Origin of the sequence: Paenibacillus sp. FSL R7-0652 (assembly GCF_038595045.1) — a bacterium.
GTDB lineage: Bacteria > Bacillota > Bacilli > Paenibacillales > Paenibacillaceae > Paenibacillus.
In genome coordinates this window covers 2172371-2190295 of record NZ_CP152001.1, presented here as the reverse complement: position 1 = coordinate 2190295, position 17925 = coordinate 2172371, and the positions used below count along the sequence as shown (strand labels likewise).

Sequence of the window (17925 nt, the reverse complement as noted above, 5' to 3'; positions counted from 1 at the left end):
CTCGACATCCTTCCATCCCTTAGGTGGAACCCTCTCCTTCCAACTGGACTATTCAAAACCGTAAAAATCCTCTACAATTAATAGCTGTCTGATGTGACATCAGCATGATAACGATATAGATCGCGAGGCAGTTTCTGTGAATATGACCACAACGAGTTTTGCGCAAAAAATCAAACAGTTTTTGATTATATTTTTGCCTATCTTCACCACTCAGATTGCCCTTTCGGCCATGTCTTTTTTCGATACGAATATGTCCGGAAAGTTCTCCCCCGCTGACCTTGCAGGCGTGGCAATCGGAACAAGTCTGTGGATGCCTGTGCAAACCGGTCTAAGCGGAATTTTGATGGGGATCACACCTGTCGTCTCTCATCTGCTCGGCTCCCGTCGCCACGATCAGATTGGACACAGCGTGATTCAGGCTCTTTATCTTGGTTTTGCCGTCGGCTTGATCGTGCTTGGTGCTGGCGCGCTTCTCCTGGGCCCTATTTTAAAAGGAATGCCGCTGGAGCCGCATGTTGCAAATGTTGCTTTTTACTTTTTGTGCGCACTCGCTTTCGGCATTATGCCGCTGTTCGGCTACACGGTGCTGCGCAGCTTCATGGACTCGCTTGGCCAGACACGAACCACTATGCTGATCACGCTGGTTTCCCTGCCCGTTAATATTTTACTGAATTATCTGCTGATCTTTGGACGCTGGGGCTTTCCTCAACTAGGAGGGGTTGGCGCAGGTGCAGCCACAGCTTTTACATACTGGCTTATTTTTCTGATCAGCCTCTTTTTCGCCCATCGAATGGAGCCTTTTGCCCAGTACGGGATTTTCCGCCAATGGTCACGGATCTCTTTTAGCAAATGGAAGGAACTGCTGGTCATCGGGGTTCCCATCGGGTTTGCAACCTTCTTTGAAACGTCCATCTTCGCCGCAGTTACTTTGCTGATGAGCCGATTCGATACAGTTACAATTGCCGCACATCAGGCAGCACTGAACTTTGCCTCGACGCTCTATATGTTACCTGTGAGCATCTGCATGGCACTCACTATTCTGGTCGGTTTTGAAAATGGGGCCGGACGACTCAAAGATGCCAAACAGTATAGTCTGATAGGCATCGGCGGCGCTGCCTTACTTTCTCTACTTACAGCCGTTGTCCTGCTCGTGTTCGGAGAACAGATTGCAGGTGTTTACTCTAATGAACAGGAAGTCATTACGCTGACGCAGCATTTCCTGATCTATGCGATTTTCTTCCAGATCTCAGATGCAATTGCTACTCCGACACAGGGAGCACTGCGCGGATATAAGGATGTGAATCCAGCGCTTCTGATTACTTTTATTGCGTACTGGATTATTGGTCTTCCCGTTGGATACTTCACAGCAACCTACACGTCACTGGGGGCCTTTGGATACTGGGTTGGTCTTATTGCCGGACTTGCCGTTGGAGCCACTGCGCTCCTGTGGAGGCTTTTCAGGGTACAGAAAAAAGCTGCAGCTCATACGTAAGCTTTCTCTATCCTGACTTCTCATTTTTGATTATGCTGGGAAGGTACATCCTGTCAAAACCAAAAAAGCACACCCCGTTTGATGCGGGGTTGTGCTTTTTTGGTTAGAAGAATTATTGAGACAAGCGCTGCGCAAGCTCGTACGTTTCCATATCGAACACTTTTTTCGTATTTACGACTTTATCAATGTCCGTTAGAACGAGCTCGCCTTTAATGATGCCGCACCCTTTGTCCGTTTCGCCAGCAATCAGGCTTCGAACAGCAAAGTCGCCCAAGCGGCTTGCCAGGTTGCGGTCAAACGGTGTTGGTGTACCCCCACGCTGAATGTGTCCAAGAACGGTAACACGCGGTTCATACGTCGGGCAGCGTTCCATTAATTCTTTTGCTACATCTTCCCCTTTACCAACACCTTCAGCAACGATGATGATACTGTGACGCTTGCCATGTGCAAAGTTAGCTTTCATCCGCTCAGCTACCTCATCCATGTCAAATGGTACTTCCGGCACCAAAATCGTTTCCGCTCCCGAAGCAAGTCCGGCATGCAGCGCAATATCACCGCAGTGACGACCCATAACCTCGACGATGGAAGAACGTTCATGCGAAGACATCGTGTCACGCAGTTTGTTTACTGCATCAACCACGACGCTTACCGATGTATCAAAGCCGATGGTGTAATCAGTGAATGAGATGTCATTGTCAATCGTCCCTGGCAGACCCATGGTATTAATGCCAAGCTTGCTCAGTTTGTTCGCTCCGTGATAAGAACCGTCTCCGCCGATGACAATGAGACCATCAATACCGCGCGCCCGCAAAATATCTGCTCCTTTTTGCTGGCCTTCAGCGGTATAAAACTCTTTACAACGTGCAGATTGCAGAACGGTTCCCCCGCGCTGGATAATATCCCCTACACTCCGCAAATCCATTGGAAAAATGTCATTGTTCAAAAGCCCTTGATATCCGCGCTGAATACCAAACACCTCTAATCCGTGAAATAGTCCGCTGCGAACAACCGCACGAACGGCTGCGTTCATCCCCTGGGAATCACCACCGCTTGTTAAAACTGCGATTTTTTTTACTGCTGTCATGATGTTTCTTCCTCCTCTAGTTTCACTTCAGGCACCGCAATTACACGCCTGACTTACATATGCTTTCGTATCCAGCGGCTGAAAATGAAGAAAAACACGCGTGTAACCGGACTGTTCTTCATCAGACGTTTGGACACAATGCGAACTTCCTGCTGTTCGCTGACTTTGGGATCAGACAGGTAAATGGCTATTAGTCCTTCAATGATCATCCGGTGAAACGCAGTTCCCGGAATCTTCTGCACATCACTGCGAGCCATTTCCACAATAAAAGCAATTCGGTCCAGCATCATCTCTTCATTCTCGTAGTAATTGCAGAAATTGAGATCCCCTCCAACACGATCCTCATCCTGATCGATTAAATAATCGAGCATGATATGTAATGCGCATACGTGCGGGAAATAGGCAGTGTGAATTGAAACCGCCTGCTCTTCGGTCAGCTGATCATCACTTGCAGCGAGGAACAGCATAAATACACCCAGTGTAGAGCCAGTAGCAGCGGCAAATTCGTTCCAACGAAACTGAGGTGTGCGGTGACGATGCTCCGACCACCATTCGAGCAAGGCCGTTTCTCTCAGTTCCGGTTTGATGTGCTTATATACCTGCAGGTCCGTGTATAGGCCTGCCAGATCCTGTATTTGGGGCTTGGCTGACGCATATCCCGGCAGCTGACGGGTCAACTCCTGACATGTCGTCACCAGATTCCGCAGATATCCACCGTCATCCTGATCCTCACGGAGTTCATAGTAATTGACGGGCACAGCTTCGGGATCTACCGCATCAAGCATAGATTGATGAAGCAGACGAAAATCATCCGGGTCCATCGAAGTGCTGCGGTCACACAGATTGTCCAAATAATCACTTATGGTTTGATATGAAACGATCAGCGGAATAAGAATGTGCCTGTTCGGCATATCTGCCAAAGCATAGACAGTTCCACCCTCACAGTGGAATTGTTTATCTCTTAGACTGGCAAGGGCTTGCGTACGCAATTCCTCATTGGGAATCGTCTCGGCCTGAGCACGCCACGCATCCAATGCCTTACGCGTTTCCGGAATGGTGTATTTGTACACCCCTCTCATCAATGCCAGCGGTCCTCGCGGGTACTGATGACGTTTTCGATTTGATTGGCTCAAAATAAATGTGCCTCCACTTTGGTTGAATACGTATTAGAGCGATTTTAACCATTCCTATTATAATATGATCCCCTTAATTGTACAAATGATATGCCGCATAAACCGCGTAAAAAATCGCATCGCCACCTAAAGCTTTATGTTATACTATGCATATTTCTATCCATCAAAGGAGTCGTTGACATGTCGTCAGGTGAACCACTTTCGTGGAGACGGTTATTTTCTTTTTTTGTGCCGCTTGGCATCTCCGCCTCTCTCGTAACAATATCGCACGTGATTATCAACAGCACCCTGGCACGTTCTGCCCATCCCGAGACTGTTATTGCAAGTTATGCCATAGCCGGAAGTCTGCTGACCCTCACGGAGCGTCCCTCCACCCTGCTGCGCCAAACCTGTTCTGCGCTGGTTCGTGACCGCCTCTCTTTTCAGGCTTTGACATTTGTGACCAAAATATTTTTGGCCTGTGTGCTTCTGATCGGATTCCTTATTGTTTACTCTCCCGTTGGTACCGGGGTGTTTAAATATTTATTTGGCGTAAGCCCGGACCTGCTCGGTAAAGTCATCGACGTATATGAGATTCTGATGTATGTCAGTATTTTTTCAGTCATCCGTAATATCTATCAGGGCATTATTATCACAAATAACCGAACCAAATGGCTCACCATCGGGATGATATTTCGCTTGGCAGGTATGTATGGTCTATCCCTGTATTTCATCTATACAGACAGCATTAACAGCGGTCGTGTAGGCGCTATCATCTTTGCTGCAGGAATGATGATTGAAGCGCTTGTCAGCTATTTGGAGGGCAGCAGCATTATGCGCAAAATGCCAGCCAAACTCGAAGAACATCCTGTGGAGAACAAAAGCGATGTATACCGTTTTTATAAACCACTGCTGCTATCGAGCTTTGTAGCCCTTTTTATCGGACCTGTGATTAACATCGTGCTCGGCAAAACAACCGGGATTGCACTCGCAATCTCTTCCTTTGCTGTAGCCAGCAGTCTGATGCAGCTCATGCTGAGCTTTTTCACCTATATTCATCAGATCGTGCTCAACTTCTATCTAATTGATGCCAAACTCGTTAAAAAGTTCGCGCTTGTTACAGGTTTTATTCCGTTCGCTATGACTGTAACTATTGCGTACACGCCACTGGGGCCATGGGTATTCGAAAATATCATGAGCGTTCAAGGCCAGCTGCTGGAGCAAAGTCTCTGGACCCTCCGCGCGTTTGTGCTCTTCCCGCTGATCTCTCCTTTTCTGGATTTCAGTAATGGTCTAATTCTGCTCCGTGGTCAGACCAAGACGATGTTTCGTTCGCAAAGCGCGAATGCCATCTGCACCATTATTGTGCTGCTTATTCTGGTCAGCATTTTCCCGGCATGGAACGGCATAATCGGGGCAGCCGCCCAATCGCTGGGTCTGCTCGCAGAGCTGGTTATTGTATGGCTCGTGATCCGGCGCACGCAAAAAGAACCAACGATGTCTGTACCGCCTTCTCGCGGTTCTTCATCCCTGAAAGGCTAATCGTTCTCTGAATACCTGAATCGAATTCAAGATTGGAGTCTCTCATCATGAAATCAAGTTATACCGCCCGGCCAGATCAGAACTGGCTTCGGGCACTGATGTTTACCATCTTCGGCTCAACCGCATTGGTGGTATCCTACTTCCAGCTCTACTTCAGTCACCTTGGCTTTAGTGCCGCCGAGATTGGTTATCTGTACGGCATTGGTCCACTCATCTCCGTGTTCTCCAATATGTTCTGGAGTATGGCCAGCGACAAATACAAAACGGTACGAAAAGTAATGATCATACTGCTTGGCGGTCAATTCATTACCGGTGTCCTGCTTGCCAATGCATCATCGTTTGGCGAAGTATTTGTTCTGGTGACCCTATTTTACTTTTTCTATTATCCAGTCTATCCGCTTTCCGATACGATGGCGATTACAACGGCAAACAAATACGGCCGCAACTTCACCTCTATTCGGGTGTTCGGTTCGATTGGGTACGCTTTTTTCGCACTCAGCATTGGTTATGTTCTTGGCTCGTTTGGCTCCCAATGGACGATGTGGATCTGCATCAGTCTTGCCGCTGTAACTTTACTGATCAGCTTCCAATTGCGGGATCAGCCGTCGGGAGGCGGCAGCAGAATGGAATTATCGGGATTGTGGGCCATTCTGAAGCGAAGAGATGTTCTTACCTTCTTCGCCTGTGTGTTTCTGCTCGCCATGGGACATCGAATGAACGAAGCATTTCTGACGATTACCCTGAAAGACTTGGGCGCCAGTGAAGGATTGATCGGCTGGTCCCTGCTCATCTCCTCTGTGAGTGAAATCCCGATATTTTTGCTCCTTAGCAAGTATGGAAACAAGTATAAAGAGCTTCCGCTTCTGGCTTTTGCAGCCCTTATGTATACGATTCGTTTACTGTTTATGTCCGTCTCGCATACCCCCACTGCGGTTGTTCTTATACAGACGATGCACAGCGTAACCTTCGGTATCTTCTACGTCACCGCAGTTCGTTATATCACCCGGCTGGTCCCGGACGATTACCGTGCAACAGGCATGGCTCTGTTCACCATTGTCTGGTCGAGCGCATCCGGACTTCTGAGCGGAACCTTGGGTGGATTACTGCTGGAGCATACTGGACGTCAGACGTTTTATCTTACAGCAATGGCTTTTGCCATGGCAGCCCTGATCGGGTTTGGTATCAAACTGCTGCGTACACTAACCCATCGTTCGTCCTAGGTTTGGAAAGCCAAAAAAAGCACAGTCTCCGTTATGGGGACTGTGCTTGTGTTTGTTATATTCAGCTATAATCGATCATTTATAAGAAGTCCGTGCAAAACGGAAAAATCTTACAATTTAGTTACGTTAGCTGCTTGAGGACCACGGTTTCCATCAGTGATTTCGAATTCTACCGCTTGACCTTCTTCCAATGTTTTGAAGCCGTCGCCTTGGATTGCGGAGAAATGTACGAATACGTCCTCGCCGCCTTCAACTGAAATAAAGCCATAGCCTTTTTCTGCGTTAAACCATTTAACTGTACCTTTCAAATGAACAACCTCCTAAAAATATCGCCATCTATGGCGAATAACCTCATTATACTGTATGGGCTTCCATTTTGCAATTTATCTTTTCCGTAAATGATGAAAAAATTTGCTTTGCATCACAGGGTACGGTATCATTTTACCAAAACCGTTAGTTTGGAGACTACCTATGATAAAAAAACACGAAATATACAAAACAGACAAGTGGAATATGATGACTGTAGAAGTGCAAGGAAAGTATCTCGTTCTGCGGGAAATTTCCGAAGAATGGGGCGAAGAATGCCACACCTTCCTCAGCCGCCCTGCGTTAATGCACTGGGCTGAGCGTCGCTTTCCAAAGGAGGATTTCGAGAATCGCGAAGAGGAATGGCGTGCGCTGATGGCAGCCTTCAAGGGAGTTTAATCGATGCAGCTTGATTCAGGCAATGTTGTTATCTTTATTATCCTTGCCTTCGCACTCGGTTTTTCGCTCATTCTGGGACGTAATTCTGTCCCGGATCGTCTAAGAAGGGGAATGGCTCTGATCGCTACGCTGCTCGTCTGCTTCGCCTTTTTTCTAATCGTATATTACCTTTATAACATGGGAGCCTGATACAAACACTGGACGTGTCTGTAAGCAAATCAAGGCACTCAAATATTTCGGCTGTGCCCAGGTCATACTATACGGAGTTATTGGGAATGAATTGTTCTGAGTTACTCGTATGGTAAGGAGGAAGGCCGTTGAAATATGTGAAATCGTTGTCCGTTCTACTGGCTATTAGTCTGATCCCTTCGTCTCCTGCCGCACAAGCACGGGAGACGAAGGCGGCTATGCCCATATTTTCTGCACATAATCAAAGGAGGATTCCCATGAGTAAACTATTAAAACGTTCCGAAGTGCCTGCCGAGCATACTTGGAAACTGGAAGATTTATTTGCCGATCAGAAGGCTTGGGATCAGGAATATGAAGAAGTATCTTCTATGACGAAAAAAGCCTCCGAGTTTCAAGGCAAACTTCATCAGCCCGAGGCCCTTAGAGCATGCTTTGAATACGAAGACGAGATCAGTCTGAAGCTTGAACGACTTTTTGTATATGCCCGTATGCATCAAGATGAAGACACAGCTAACCCTACATATCAAAGCCTGTCCCAAAAAGCCCAGAAACTGGGTGTACGGGTAGGTGAAGCCCTTTCCTTTGTAACACCCGAGATTCTTTCTTTGCCAGATGCAGAACTTGACACACTTATCCAAAATGAAAAGCTCGCCGCTTATACCTTCACGCTGGAAGAGATGAAACGGGAAAAAGCCCATGTGTTAAGTCAGGCTGAAGAAGCCCTGCTTGCACAGGTCGGGAATCTGTCCCAAGCTCCTCAGACGATCTTCAGTATGCTGAACAATGCAGATCTCAAGTTTCCTCGTATCCAGGATGAACATGGTAATGAAGTCGAACTGACACACGGCAGCTACATTCAGTTTTTGGAAAATCCAAACCGCGAGGTTCGCGAACGTGCGTTCAAAGCCGTATACGAAACCTACGCGAAGCAGAAAAACACCATTGCAGCAGCATTAAATGCCAATGTGACTAAAAACATGTTTTACGCTAACGTACGGAAATACCCTTCCGTGATGGAGATGTCCCTCTACGGTGACAATATCCCGACCGATGTATATACCAACTTGGTAGACACGATTCATGAGAGTCTCCCGCTTCTTCACCGTTATATGGATCTTCGCAAAAAGCTGCTCGGTGTAGATCAGCTGCATATGTATGATTTGTTCGCTCCACTTGTGGATGAATATAAAATGGACATCACATATGACGAGGCTAAAAAGACGGTGAAGGAAGGTTTGGCACCGCTCGGCAAAGATTACGCAGACGCACTTCAGTCCGGCTACGATAATCGCTGGATCGACGTGTACGAAAATGAAAATAAACGCTCCGGCGCATATGCCTGGGGTGCTTACGGCACTCACCCTTATGTGCTGCTTAACCATAAGGACAATCTGAACAGCATGTTTACCCTCGCACATGAGATGGGACACGCGCTCCATTCCTATTATTCAGATACAACACTTCCGTATCGGGATGCGCAGTACACCATTTTCCTGGCTGAAGTTGCTTCAACTACAAATGAGGCACTGCTTATGGATTACATGCTGAATAAGTCCACTGATCCGAAGGAAAAACTGTACCTGCTTACGTATTACGCAGACCAGTTCCGGACTACGGTATTCCGTCAGACCATGTTTGCCGAGTTCGAGAAAATTATTCATGAGCGCGCAGAACAGGGCGAAGCTCTTACACCGCAGCTCCTGTCTGAAATTTACTATGATTTGAATGTGCAGTACCATGGCAAAAATATGGTCGTGGACAAAGATATCGAGATGGAATGGGCGCGTATTCCCCACTTCTACAACAGCTTCTATGTGTACAAATATGCTACAGGTTTCTCGGCAGCAACCAGCTTCTCCAAACAGATTCTAGAGGAGGGGCAGCCGGCGGTGGATCGCTATCTCGGATTCCTGAAAAGCGGCGGCAGTGACTACTCGATCAACATTTTGAAAAAAGCAGGTGTGGATATGTCTACGCCGCAGCCTATTCGTGAAGCGATGAGTGTATTCAAGGAATTAATCGAGCAGATGGAACAGCTAACCAAATAGGGCTGTGATCTCCTGTAATTAAAATCCCTTGCCCCGGGCGGGCAGGGGATTTTATAATCAAGCAAGATGCAGTCTGCCTGAAAGAGGGTAATGCATCCTAGTTCGCAATTGTTCAACAACAAGGAGGCAGCATCATGAAAATGCAATGGGCGCTGATTGCAGGTCTTGTTTTTGCACTGCTCACAGGTATTTTCGCAGTCATTAATGTAGATTCTGTTCAGGTTAATCTGCTGTTTAATACCGTTCGGGTTCCCTTAATTTTGCTCATTCTGGGCTGTACATTAATTGGCGGAATTATCGTAGGCTCATACGGTATTTTCCGTCAGTACCGACTGCAGCGTGAGAATAAACGCCTGCATCTGCGTGTATCTGAACTTGAAGCTGCTGCAGCCAGCGCGGCCGCACCTGTTTCGTACACCGATATGGATGCTGTTGGTTCAAACGAACCTGGACACGACAACGAGCTGCACAATGACTCCATTCAGAGTCAACCCAAAGGAAACACTACAGGTACGTTGTAGAGAAATTGGACAGAGCCTGCTGGCGGATCAGAATGGACATGCATTCTTCCCCAGGCAGGCTGTATTCTTTTGGAAAACGGCGCCTGCAGGACCAAGGAGGAATATAACGATGAGTTTTACCATTAATGAATCTTACGTTCTATCATTTTTGAAAACACTACTTGATACACCAAGTCCCAGCGGGTACACGCACCGCATCATTGAGATGATCCGCAAAGAAGCCGAAGCCCTGAACATCTCCTGTGAACTGAACAACAAAGGCGGAGCTGTACTCACCCTGCCCGGCGAAGACCCTTCCAAGACCATTGCACTAAGTGCGCATGTAGACACGCTCGGTGCCATGGTACGGTCCATTACCTCTTCCGGTACGTTAAAGCTGACCTCTGTCGGTGGTTTTACGATGCACAGCATCGAGAATGAATACTGCTCCATTCACACGAGAGACGGCAAGGTGTACACGGGAACGATTCTTTCCCTGCATCCGTCCGTACACGTATATCCTGATGCTCGTACGTTTGAGCGCTCTGAAAATCACATGGAAGTTCGCATCGATGAAATGGTCGCTTCCAAAGAGGATGTGCTGAAGCTGGGCATCCGTGTCGGTGACTTTATCTCTTTTGATGCCCGGGCTGTCATTACACCATGCGGGTATATCAAATCTCGCCATCTGGATGATAAAGCAAGCGTGGCTGCCCTGTTTGGTATTCTTGAATCCGCACATCGCGAAGGCTGGAAGCCTGTACATAACGTTTCACTGCTGATCTCAAACTATGAAGAAGTTGGACATGGGGCTGCCTATATTCCGGCAGAAATCAGTGAGATGATCGCCGTGGACATGGGTGCTATGGGAGATGACCTCAGCTGTAAAGAAACCGATGTATCCATATGTGCCAAAGACTCTTCCGGTCCTTATGATTACGATATGACCAGCCGACTTATTGAGCTGGCTGAGCAGGCTGGTATGGATTACGCTGTCGATATTTACCCTCAATATGGCTCAGACGGCAGTGCAGCTTTGCGTGGTGGTAACAACATTCGCGCGGCTTTGATTGGCCCTGGAGTCCATGCCTCCCATTCTATGGAGCGAACTCATCAAAATGCGGTCATGAATACAGCACGACTACTTGCCGCATACATTACTACAAAGTAGGGTACTCAATTCAAAGGATAAAAGGACACATCTTCTTTGCACACGAACACCGTGTGTAAAAGGATGTGTCCTTTATTGTTGAGTCAGGAACGAAGCGGATGATCATCCGTCAGGCATGCTCAACATACTCATGATATTGACGTTCCTGAATTTCAAGACGTTTTTCGTGATCTGAAATTTCACGTCGAAGTACGTGTATCGTTTGACGAACCATACTAAGTCCATGTTTCACCTGTTTTTCGGCACTGCGAATTTTGTCCTGAACCATCCAATCCACGAAAAAGTTATCGAAGAAATAGTCGGCAAACGACAATAAACCACCCAGATTCAAATCCGCGCTGACTGCCATCTCTACATCTTCCAGCTCCTTCTGAAAACGCCGCAGACGTTTGCCCGCATCCATAATCGCTGCTTGAGCATCATCCATACGACTGCGCTTGATATGCGTCGATATTGCTCCTCCGCCCATCATGTCATAAATGCCCCAATTGCCTGCCGATTCCAAAGCTTTCTCTGCACGTTCAAGTGCGTACAGCAGATACTCGCCTTCTCGGAGAGCTTCATGAAGCTCCTGCAGCTCACTCGCCAGATGTTCCCGTTCTTCGGCCAGATGCTGCAGTTCCAGATCCTGCTTAAGCAAGAGCTGCTCTTTCCTGCCCCATAATACCTTATAGTCACTCTCCCAGAACTGATAATTGCGCTGTCTCTGAAGTTCCATCTCCACTTGTACCCGCTGTTCCTGTACATCCTGCAGCATACGGTAAGCCGTATCATACGCCGCCTTGCTCTCCAGCAGTTCGAGCTCTTCTTTCTCCAGTCGTTCGCTCTTTCTGCCGATCAGATCATAGAAAAAGGAGGCAAGACTCATGCCGTTCAGCCGATCAACATCATTCTGTTCCTTTTGCAGAGCAGCCCTGCACTGCTCCACTTTCTCTTCCCACTGCTTATCCTCTTCTTGAAGCTTATGAAGACGCTTCTTCCACTTCTCATAAATTCTGCCTTTCTCTTTAAGGACAGCAAGCTGCTCATTCATTTCTTTATTCATCAATACGGCGTTTCTCTCCCTTCGGTGGAACCGTTTATTAATACAACGTATCGAGTTTTGATTACGTTTCATATTTATTCCCTAATCCAGATGACTCTTCCATATCTGAAACAAAATCGCCCTCTCTTCAAAGCAGCAGGCTGCCGCTTTGAAGAGAGGGCGATGTTATGGATTTCGTCTATATTCGAGTCAGGATTTACTCTGCTCAATCTGTTCTGCAAGCTCGTTCAGTATGGTCCAGCGCTCCATCAATTCATCCAGATGACGCTCAGCCTCAGCCTGCTCCGCCATTAATTCCTGCAGTCGTGCCGAATCACTGAAGGCTTCTTCCATCTCCTTGTTGATTCGGGACAGATTCGCTTCGGCCTTCTCGATGTTTTCATCGATCTGATCATATTCACGCTGCTCCTTGAAGCTGAACTTCAATTTGGGTTTTGCTGGAACTGCTGCGGGAGCTTCAGAACTTTTCACGATGGACGATTTCTTGACAGATCCAGCACTGCTTTCCTGATTTCCAGCGGCATTTTTCAGCATCCATTCTGCGTATTCGCTGTAATCTCCGACATGTACACGGATCGCACCGTTCCCCTCAAATGCCAATACTTTGTCTACTGTCCGGTCCAGGAAGTACCGATCATGGGATACAACAAACACTACACCCGGAAAATCATCCAGATAGTCTTCAAGTACAGCAAGCGTCTGAATATCCAGATCATTCGTAGGCTCATCCAGCAGCAGCACATTCGGAGCCGCCATCAGGATTCGAAGCAGATACAGACGGCGTTTTTCTCCGCCAGACAGCCGGGCAATCGGCGTCCATTGTGCTGTCGGATTAAATAAAAAACGTTCAAGCATCTGCGATGCCGTAATGAGTGAACCATCTGCCGTTTTGACATTCTCAGCCACTTCCTTGATGTACTCGATTACACGCATCGTCTCATCCATCTCCTGATGCTCTTGTGTGAAGTAACCGAGGTTTACCGTTGGCCCCAACACAACCTCACCAGCGTCGGGCTGCAATCGTCCCGAAATCATCTGCAGTAAGGTAGACTTACCGCTGCCATTCGGGCCCACGATGCCCACCCGGTCGCCAGGGACTGCAATATAGCTGAGATCGTCGATCAGCTTGCGACCCTCGATCGATTTGGAGAGATTTTCAATCTCCAATATCTTCTTACCTAAACGTGTGGAACCAACAGACACTTCCAGCGAGCCAGAACGCTGAACCCCCTGCTGATCTCTGAGTTGTTCAAAGCGATCGATTCTCGCTTTTTGTTTGGTTGTCCGCGCTTTGGCGCCCCGGCGAATCCACGCAAGTTCGGTCCGAAGCAGGTTTTGGCGCTTTTGTTCCGACGCCGACTCCCGTTCTTCACGTTCAGCCTTTAGTTCCAGGAAACGCGTATAATTCGCTTCATACCGGAACAATCGTCCGTGATCCAGTTCCAGCATGACATTGGCAACCCGATCCAGGAAGTACCGGTCATGCGTAATCATCAGCAGTGCACCGCGGCGCTTCTGCAGGTACTGCTCCAGCCAAACAACGGAATCATTATCGATATGGTTCGTCGGCTCATCCAGAATGAGCAGTTCACAAGGATGAATCAACGCCGAAGCAAGTGCAACCCTTTTTCGCTGTCCACCTGACAAAGTGCCCATAAGCGCATCGAATTGCTGTATGCCCAGCTTGGATAATATACTCTTCGCTTCACTTTCCATCTGCCAGAGCTGGAGATGCTCCATCTGTTGGTTCAGATGCATCAGGCGTTCATTCAGCGAGTTGTCCGAAGGGTGTAATTCCAGCAGCTCCATCGTTTCCGTGTATTCGCGTACCGTTTTCATCTCGGCACTATCACCCTCAAACACCTGCTGCAGCACCGTATTGTTCGGATTGAATTCCGGATTCTGCGCCAAAAACTGCACTCGCACATCATTACCAATCGAGATTTGTCCCTCATCTGCGGGCTCCAAACCTGCTATAACTCGCAAAAACGTGGATTTCCCGGTACCGTTCACACCCACTACGCCGATTTTATCCTGATCCGCCATACCAAAGGAAGCATCCTTAAACAGGATTTTCTCGCCATAACTTTTTGCAATCTGTTCTACCGTCATTATATTCATTGCCCGTTACCCACACTTCTCTATTATTTGAAATGCTCTGTCTCGCGTCTCCTAACTGCTTATACTCGCAGAAAGGAACGACATCCGTCTAAAAACAACGCCGCCGCAAAAGCGATTCGTTTGTTCAGATCCTGCTCATTAAAATCCGGATTCAGCATGATATCCATCTTCAGCCGATCCAGAATACCGATATACGCTTCTGCCAGCAGCACAGGCTCTGGGACGCCTGCACTTTCAAGAACCTTACATACCATGCTCATATAGTCGTTCATAAAAGCTTTCATAAACTTCATCAAATCCGGATCATTGTTGGGTGCCATAAAAAACAACTTGGTATGATTGCGGCGTTCATAATAATAAGTAAGATGTGTCTTTGCTATGGCGCCAAGTTTGTCGCCCGTATTCTCATGTGATTGCAGCGCATAGTCCAGACGGCTGATAAAGCTGTTGCAGTCCCGTTTGGATACCGCGACAAACAATTGTTCCTTGCTTTTAAAATATAAATAAATCGTGCCCTTTGCAATGCCAGCCTCATCGGCAATATCGGACATTTTGGTTTCGTAAAAACCTTTCGACCCGAAAATGCCATAAGCCGCATCCAAAATAGCCTCCGATTTGTCTCCCTGTACCATATTCAACCTGTATTCCCTCCCTATAGCGCGAAAATGATGCCTAACCCTATGGCCGTACATCCGCCGATCACAGAACTCAGTACGTTGACCAGATCATTACTCATCCAGGACCAGCCTCGAACCTGTTTTGTTGGCTCACCACAGTGTTCATGAACTTCGACCTCTCGTCCGCATACGGTGCAGCGATACATCTTCTGCACGGATGCACCAAGATAGGAATCCGCGAAAGCACCTGCCAGCCCGCTGATCAATCCAACCAGAATCCAGCCGAACCAGCCTGATTGTTCTATTCCGCTAAACCATGTGAAGACAAACGCCCCCGTACCAATCACAGCACCACCCAAGGCCGCTGCGAAGCTCCCTAACAGTGAAACTCCACCCGAGGCTCCCGGAGTCAACACTTTCCATGTAAGTACAGAACGAGGCGGCTTGCGGCTGAGACTTCCAATCTCCGTTGCCCAGGTGTCTGAGGTGACCGTTCCCATTACTCCGATAAAAGCATACAACCACGCCGGATGTGGAATAAACCAGTTAGCCAAACATAACAGCATCCCTATGCCGCCATTAGCCATAACTTGACCGGCATCCCGATTACCTGTCTTGGCATAAGACTTTTCCATCTCCTGCTTCCGATCTTTGCGAAACCGGGAAAGCAGCGTTGACGTGATGAAAAATAACAAAAGCGTGCCAAACCAGAGCAGATTGCCTGCCCCGTAATATATCGTACCCATCAAGATGGCTGCGGCGCATCCAGACAGGGTTAGCGATTTTTTTGCATAAGCGGCCCCGGCCACCAGCGAAGCGCATACAGCGCCAGTAATCCAATCCATAAACTCTCCTCCATGTGACACTCATACCGTGCACATGACGTTTTATATTTTTGAAAGTTAATTATACCACGGTTTGAGGCCAATGCCGAAACTGAACATGCAGCCAGGCCAAACCTTATATACTTTTAAGCTTCGCTTCAGGTTCACGGGTTACAATAAAGTTAGCTCATACAACCAGAACAGCTGCGATTCAGTTCGTACACAACGATAGAAACGAGGAACATGACGATGAATATGAAGAGAGTTTTTATACTGGGCACAATGATGATTACGATGTCTTTTGCCGGGTCTGCGTGGAGCAAAACAACCATCTCTCCCATTCCCGAGCCCAAATGGTCCATTGTTGATCTGAATAACAGCAGAGAGAATGAGGGCGACGAACTGCTTGCTGCACTGAACCAAGCTTCAGAGGAGGAACTGAAGGAGAAACTGTATCAAGGACACTCACTGCGAACGATTGCGGAGAGCAGCGGCGGGAATTACGCCAAAGCCATTGCCATTCAGATCAAACAGCTCCAGGCACAGCTGGATGAACGTCTTGCCAGCGGAAGCATCAGTTTCGAGCAGCACGCCCTTCAGTCCATGGAAATCGCAGGACTCATTACAGCCAGTGCAGATAAAGCCTATATCTAAGCAAGCCTTGGCTGGAATTATTTTTGAAATTGAGATTTTTCAAGGCAGCGCAATGCAAAAAGGAGCGTATATCACGCCCCCTCCGCTCACGTTAATCGATCCTGATATGAGTTTTTGCTTAACCCCTTGCAGGCGCTCTCGTTAATGGGTTACTCCGCTGCCTTGATTGTACATGCCCCTATCGGTTCTGAGCCCCATGACAGTTCAAGCACATCTCCAACCTGTGCGGCACCCACACCCTCGGGCGTACCCGTGAAAATAATATCTCCCGGCCCCAGGCCATAATGATGACCTACATAATCCACGATGTCCTGAAGGCTGAAAATCATATTAACTATATTGCCACGCTGAACCTGAACACCGTTCTTCGTCAGAGTAAAGTCCTTTTCGAGCAGCGCTGCTGCTCCGGGAAATGTCTGAAAAGATGTGACGGGCGCAGCGTTTTTAAATCCTTTCGCAGCCGTCCACGGGTGCCCTTTTTTCTTAATCACCGTCTGTACATCTCGCAGCGTAAAATCAATACCGAACGCATACGCATCCACCAGCTCATCTACCTGCACTCCGGACTCATAGTCCCGACCAATACGAATCACCAATTCAGTCTCATAATGAACCTCACCCTTGTCAGCTGGCAGTTCCAATGCTTCTCCGTTCAGAGGCACAACAGCATGAGAAGGTTTCATAAAAATCATCGGTTCTTCCGGTACTGCATTGCCAAGCTCCTCGGCATGAAGTTTATAATTGCGTCCTACACAATATACATTGCGAATATTAGTCAACATAGATCTGCAACCACCTTTACTGGATTCAATGTTTCGTCTTGTGCTGCGCTTGGGTTAAGGTCTGAAAAAGCGGCTGCTCGTCTCCTGGAATGCCTCTTCCCAAACATCAGGCCGATTCGTACAGATCATTACGTCTGGATCAATGGCAGCCAGCTTCTTCATAACTGCTTTGTCATCCACTGTCCAGGCCATCACTCGAATGCCTGCAGCATTCATTTCGCTCATGAGCGCTTTGTCCACATTGGTGTACCCGAGTGAGAGGAATGTGCAGTGCATTTGTTTCAGTGCTGCAAGCAGATCAGCAGGTTTAGCATCAATGATGAGGCCCGTTTGCAATTCCGGGGCAAGCTTCTTCACCTCAACCAGCGCTGATGGTTCAAAGGAAGTAATAACGACATCATGCTGCATATGTCTTTTGCGGAGCTCATGAATTACGGCCGCAGGCAGGCCTGGATACATGTCCCCTTGTGTTTTCAGTTCAATATTTAACCGAACTTTGCCGCATGTACGATCCAGAACTTCGCTGAGGGAAGGAATACGCTCACCTGTGTAGTTCTTGCCTTTCCATGATCCTGCATCCAGCAGTTTCAGCGCAGCCCAGTCCGTATCCTTCACTCGTCCCTTGCCATTCGTCGTACGTTCCAACGTGAAATCGTGGATGACTACAGGCACACCGTCTCGTGATAACTGCACATCCAGCTCCAGCCATTGAACTTCCGGTCTTTCCATCGCCATACTAAATGCCGCCATCGTGTTCTCCGGTGCAGTGGAAGAAAACCCACGATGGGCTACACACAGATTGTTCATGATCATCTCTCC

18 protein-coding genes are annotated in these 17925 nt (G+C 47.9%); 9 read left to right on the top strand and 9 right to left on the bottom strand.

Going from position 1 to position 17925, the window contains the following annotated elements; all coding sequences use genetic code 11:
- The first annotated feature begins 142 nt into the window (after positions 1-142).
- Complete coding sequence (locus tag MKY97_RS10065; RefSeq protein ID WP_342556292.1) at positions 143-1492, top strand: MATE family efflux transporter; 1350 nt, start codon at positions 143-145, stop codon at positions 1490-1492.
- Between the two features lie 112 nt (positions 1493-1604).
- Here MKY97_RS10065 and pfkA read toward each other — a convergent pair whose 3' ends face one another.
- Together pfkA and MKY97_RS10055 are read right to left on the bottom strand one after the other, a co-directional pair.
- A complete protein-coding gene (gene pfkA / locus MKY97_RS10060) occupies positions 1605-2576 on the bottom strand; it encodes a 6-phosphofructokinase (protein ID WP_342555302.1) in 972 nt (323 codons plus the stop codon).
- 53 nt (positions 2577-2629) lie between these two features.
- Positions 2630-3709, bottom strand: coding sequence for a tetraprenyl-beta-curcumene synthase family protein (locus tag MKY97_RS10055; RefSeq protein WP_342555301.1), 1080 nt, complete (start codon positions 3707-3709; stop codon positions 2630-2632).
- Between the two features lie 180 nt (positions 3710-3889).
- Between MKY97_RS10055 and MKY97_RS10050 the strand changes: the two genes are divergently transcribed.
- Positions 3890-5230: a multi antimicrobial extrusion protein MatE gene (locus MKY97_RS10050; protein WP_342555300.1), complete on the top strand. Its 1341-nt coding sequence runs from the start codon at positions 3890-3892 to the stop codon at positions 5228-5230.
- A 47-nt stretch (positions 5231-5277) separates the two neighbouring features.
- Positions 5278-6450, top strand: coding sequence for an MFS transporter (locus MKY97_RS10045; protein WP_342555299.1), 1173 nt, complete (start codon positions 5278-5280; stop codon positions 6448-6450).
- 110 nt (positions 6451-6560) lie between these two features.
- Here MKY97_RS10045 and MKY97_RS10040 read toward each other — a convergent pair whose 3' ends face one another.
- Positions 6561-6758, bottom strand: a complete 198-nt coding sequence (locus MKY97_RS10040) for a cold shock domain-containing protein (protein ID WP_056700251.1) — start codon at positions 6756-6758, stop codon at positions 6561-6563.
- Positions 6759-6921: 163 nt separating this feature from the next.
- On the opposite strand from MKY97_RS10040, the gene MKY97_RS10035 reads away from it, so the two are divergent.
- The 5 genes from MKY97_RS10035 (at position 6922) to MKY97_RS10015 (ending at position 11063) form a co-directional block, all read left to right on the top strand.
- Entirely contained in the window at positions 6922-7155 is a 234-nt protein-coding gene (locus MKY97_RS10035; RefSeq protein WP_090924721.1) for a hypothetical protein, read from the top strand.
- 3 nt (positions 7156-7158) lie between these two features.
- Complete coding sequence (locus tag MKY97_RS10030; protein ID WP_342555298.1) at positions 7159-7344, top strand: hypothetical protein; 186 nt, start codon at positions 7159-7161, stop codon at positions 7342-7344.
- 257 nt (positions 7345-7601) lie between these two features.
- Entirely contained in the window at positions 7602-9392 is a 1791-nt protein-coding gene (pepF, locus tag MKY97_RS10025; protein ID WP_342555297.1) for an oligoendopeptidase F, read from the top strand.
- Between the two features lie 134 nt (positions 9393-9526).
- Positions 9527-9913, top strand: coding sequence for a lipopolysaccharide assembly protein LapA domain-containing protein (locus tag MKY97_RS10020; protein ID WP_342555296.1), 387 nt, complete (start codon positions 9527-9529; stop codon positions 9911-9913).
- 109 nt (positions 9914-10022) lie between these two features.
- A complete protein-coding gene (locus MKY97_RS10015) occupies positions 10023-11063 on the top strand; it encodes a M42 family metallopeptidase (protein WP_342555295.1) in 1041 nt (346 codons plus the stop codon).
- A gap of 109 nt (positions 11064-11172) precedes the next feature.
- Here the strand turns inward: MKY97_RS10015 and MKY97_RS10010 are convergent, their stop codons facing one another.
- The 4 genes from MKY97_RS10010 to MKY97_RS09995 form a co-directional block, all read right to left on the bottom strand.
- Entirely contained in the window at positions 11173-12111 is a 939-nt protein-coding gene (locus MKY97_RS10010; RefSeq protein ID WP_342555294.1) for a hypothetical protein, read from the bottom strand.
- A 186-nt stretch (positions 12112-12297) separates the two neighbouring features.
- Positions 12298-14229: an ABC-F family ATP-binding cassette domain-containing protein gene (locus MKY97_RS10005; RefSeq protein ID WP_342555293.1), complete on the bottom strand. Its 1932-nt coding sequence runs from the start codon at positions 14227-14229 to the stop codon at positions 12298-12300.
- 59 nt (positions 14230-14288) lie between these two features.
- A complete protein-coding gene (locus MKY97_RS10000) occupies positions 14289-14867 on the bottom strand; it encodes a TetR/AcrR family transcriptional regulator (RefSeq protein WP_342555292.1) in 579 nt (192 codons plus the stop codon).
- Positions 14868-14881: 14 nt separating this feature from the next.
- A complete protein-coding gene (locus MKY97_RS09995; protein ID WP_342555291.1) occupies positions 14882-15691 on the bottom strand; it encodes a DUF92 domain-containing protein in 810 nt (269 codons plus the stop codon).
- Positions 15692-15919: 228 nt separating this feature from the next.
- Between MKY97_RS09995 and MKY97_RS09990 the strand changes: the two genes are divergently transcribed.
- Positions 15920-16324 carry a hypothetical protein gene (locus tag MKY97_RS09990; protein ID WP_342555290.1) on the top strand — a complete coding sequence of 135 codons (405 nt, stop codon included), beginning with the start codon at positions 15920-15922 and terminating at the stop codon, positions 16322-16324.
- Positions 16325-16473: 149 nt separating this feature from the next.
- Here the strand turns inward: MKY97_RS09990 and MKY97_RS09985 are convergent, their stop codons facing one another.
- Together MKY97_RS09985 and MKY97_RS09980 are read right to left on the bottom strand one after the other, a co-directional pair.
- Positions 16474-17106, bottom strand: coding sequence for a fumarylacetoacetate hydrolase family protein (locus tag MKY97_RS09985; RefSeq protein ID WP_342555289.1), 633 nt, complete (start codon positions 17104-17106; stop codon positions 16474-16476).
- A gap of 54 nt (positions 17107-17160) precedes the next feature.
- On the bottom strand, positions 17161-17913 hold the full coding sequence (locus MKY97_RS09980) for a glycerophosphodiester phosphodiesterase family protein (protein ID WP_342555288.1): 753 nt from the start codon (positions 17911-17913) through the stop codon (positions 17161-17163).
- Between the last annotated feature and the right edge of the window lie 12 nt (positions 17914-17925).

Coding starts and splice junctions, on each gene's coding strand:
- MKY97_RS09995 (WP_342555291.1), bottom strand. CDS start 15,691: ATGGATTGGATTACTGGCGCTGTATGCGCTTCGCTGGTGGCCGGGGCC.
- pepF (WP_342555297.1), top strand. CDS start 7,602: ATGAGTAAACTATTAAAACGTTCCGAAGTGCCTGCCGAGCATACTTGG.
- MKY97_RS10005 (WP_342555293.1), bottom strand. CDS start 14,229: ATGAATATAATGACGGTAGAACAGATTGCAAAAAGTTATGGCGAGAAA.
- MKY97_RS10035 (WP_090924721.1), top strand. CDS start 6,922: ATGATAAAAAAACACGAAATATACAAAACAGACAAGTGGAATATGATG.
- MKY97_RS09980 (WP_342555288.1), bottom strand. CDS start 17,913: ATGAACAATCTGTGTGTAGCCCATCGTGGGTTTTCTTCCACTGCACCG.
- MKY97_RS10065 (WP_342556292.1), top strand. CDS start 143: ATGACCACAACGAGTTTTGCGCAAAAAATCAAACAGTTTTTGATTATA.
- MKY97_RS10050 (WP_342555300.1), top strand. CDS start 3,890: ATGTCGTCAGGTGAACCACTTTCGTGGAGACGGTTATTTTCTTTTTTT.
- MKY97_RS09985 (WP_342555289.1), bottom strand. CDS start 17,106: ATGTTGACTAATATTCGCAATGTATATTGTGTAGGACGCAATTATAAA.
- MKY97_RS10020 (WP_342555296.1), top strand. CDS start 9,527: ATGAAAATGCAATGGGCGCTGATTGCAGGTCTTGTTTTTGCACTGCTC.
- MKY97_RS10015 (WP_342555295.1), top strand. CDS start 10,023: ATGAGTTTTACCATTAATGAATCTTACGTTCTATCATTTTTGAAAACA.
- MKY97_RS10030 (WP_342555298.1), top strand. CDS start 7,159: ATGCAGCTTGATTCAGGCAATGTTGTTATCTTTATTATCCTTGCCTTC.
- pfkA (WP_342555302.1), bottom strand. CDS start 2,576: ATGACAGCAGTAAAAAAAATCGCAGTTTTAACAAGCGGTGGTGATTCC.
- MKY97_RS09990 (WP_342555290.1), top strand. CDS start 15,920: ATGAATATGAAGAGAGTTTTTATACTGGGCACAATGATGATTACGATG.
- MKY97_RS10045 (WP_342555299.1), top strand. CDS start 5,278: ATGAAATCAAGTTATACCGCCCGGCCAGATCAGAACTGGCTTCGGGCA.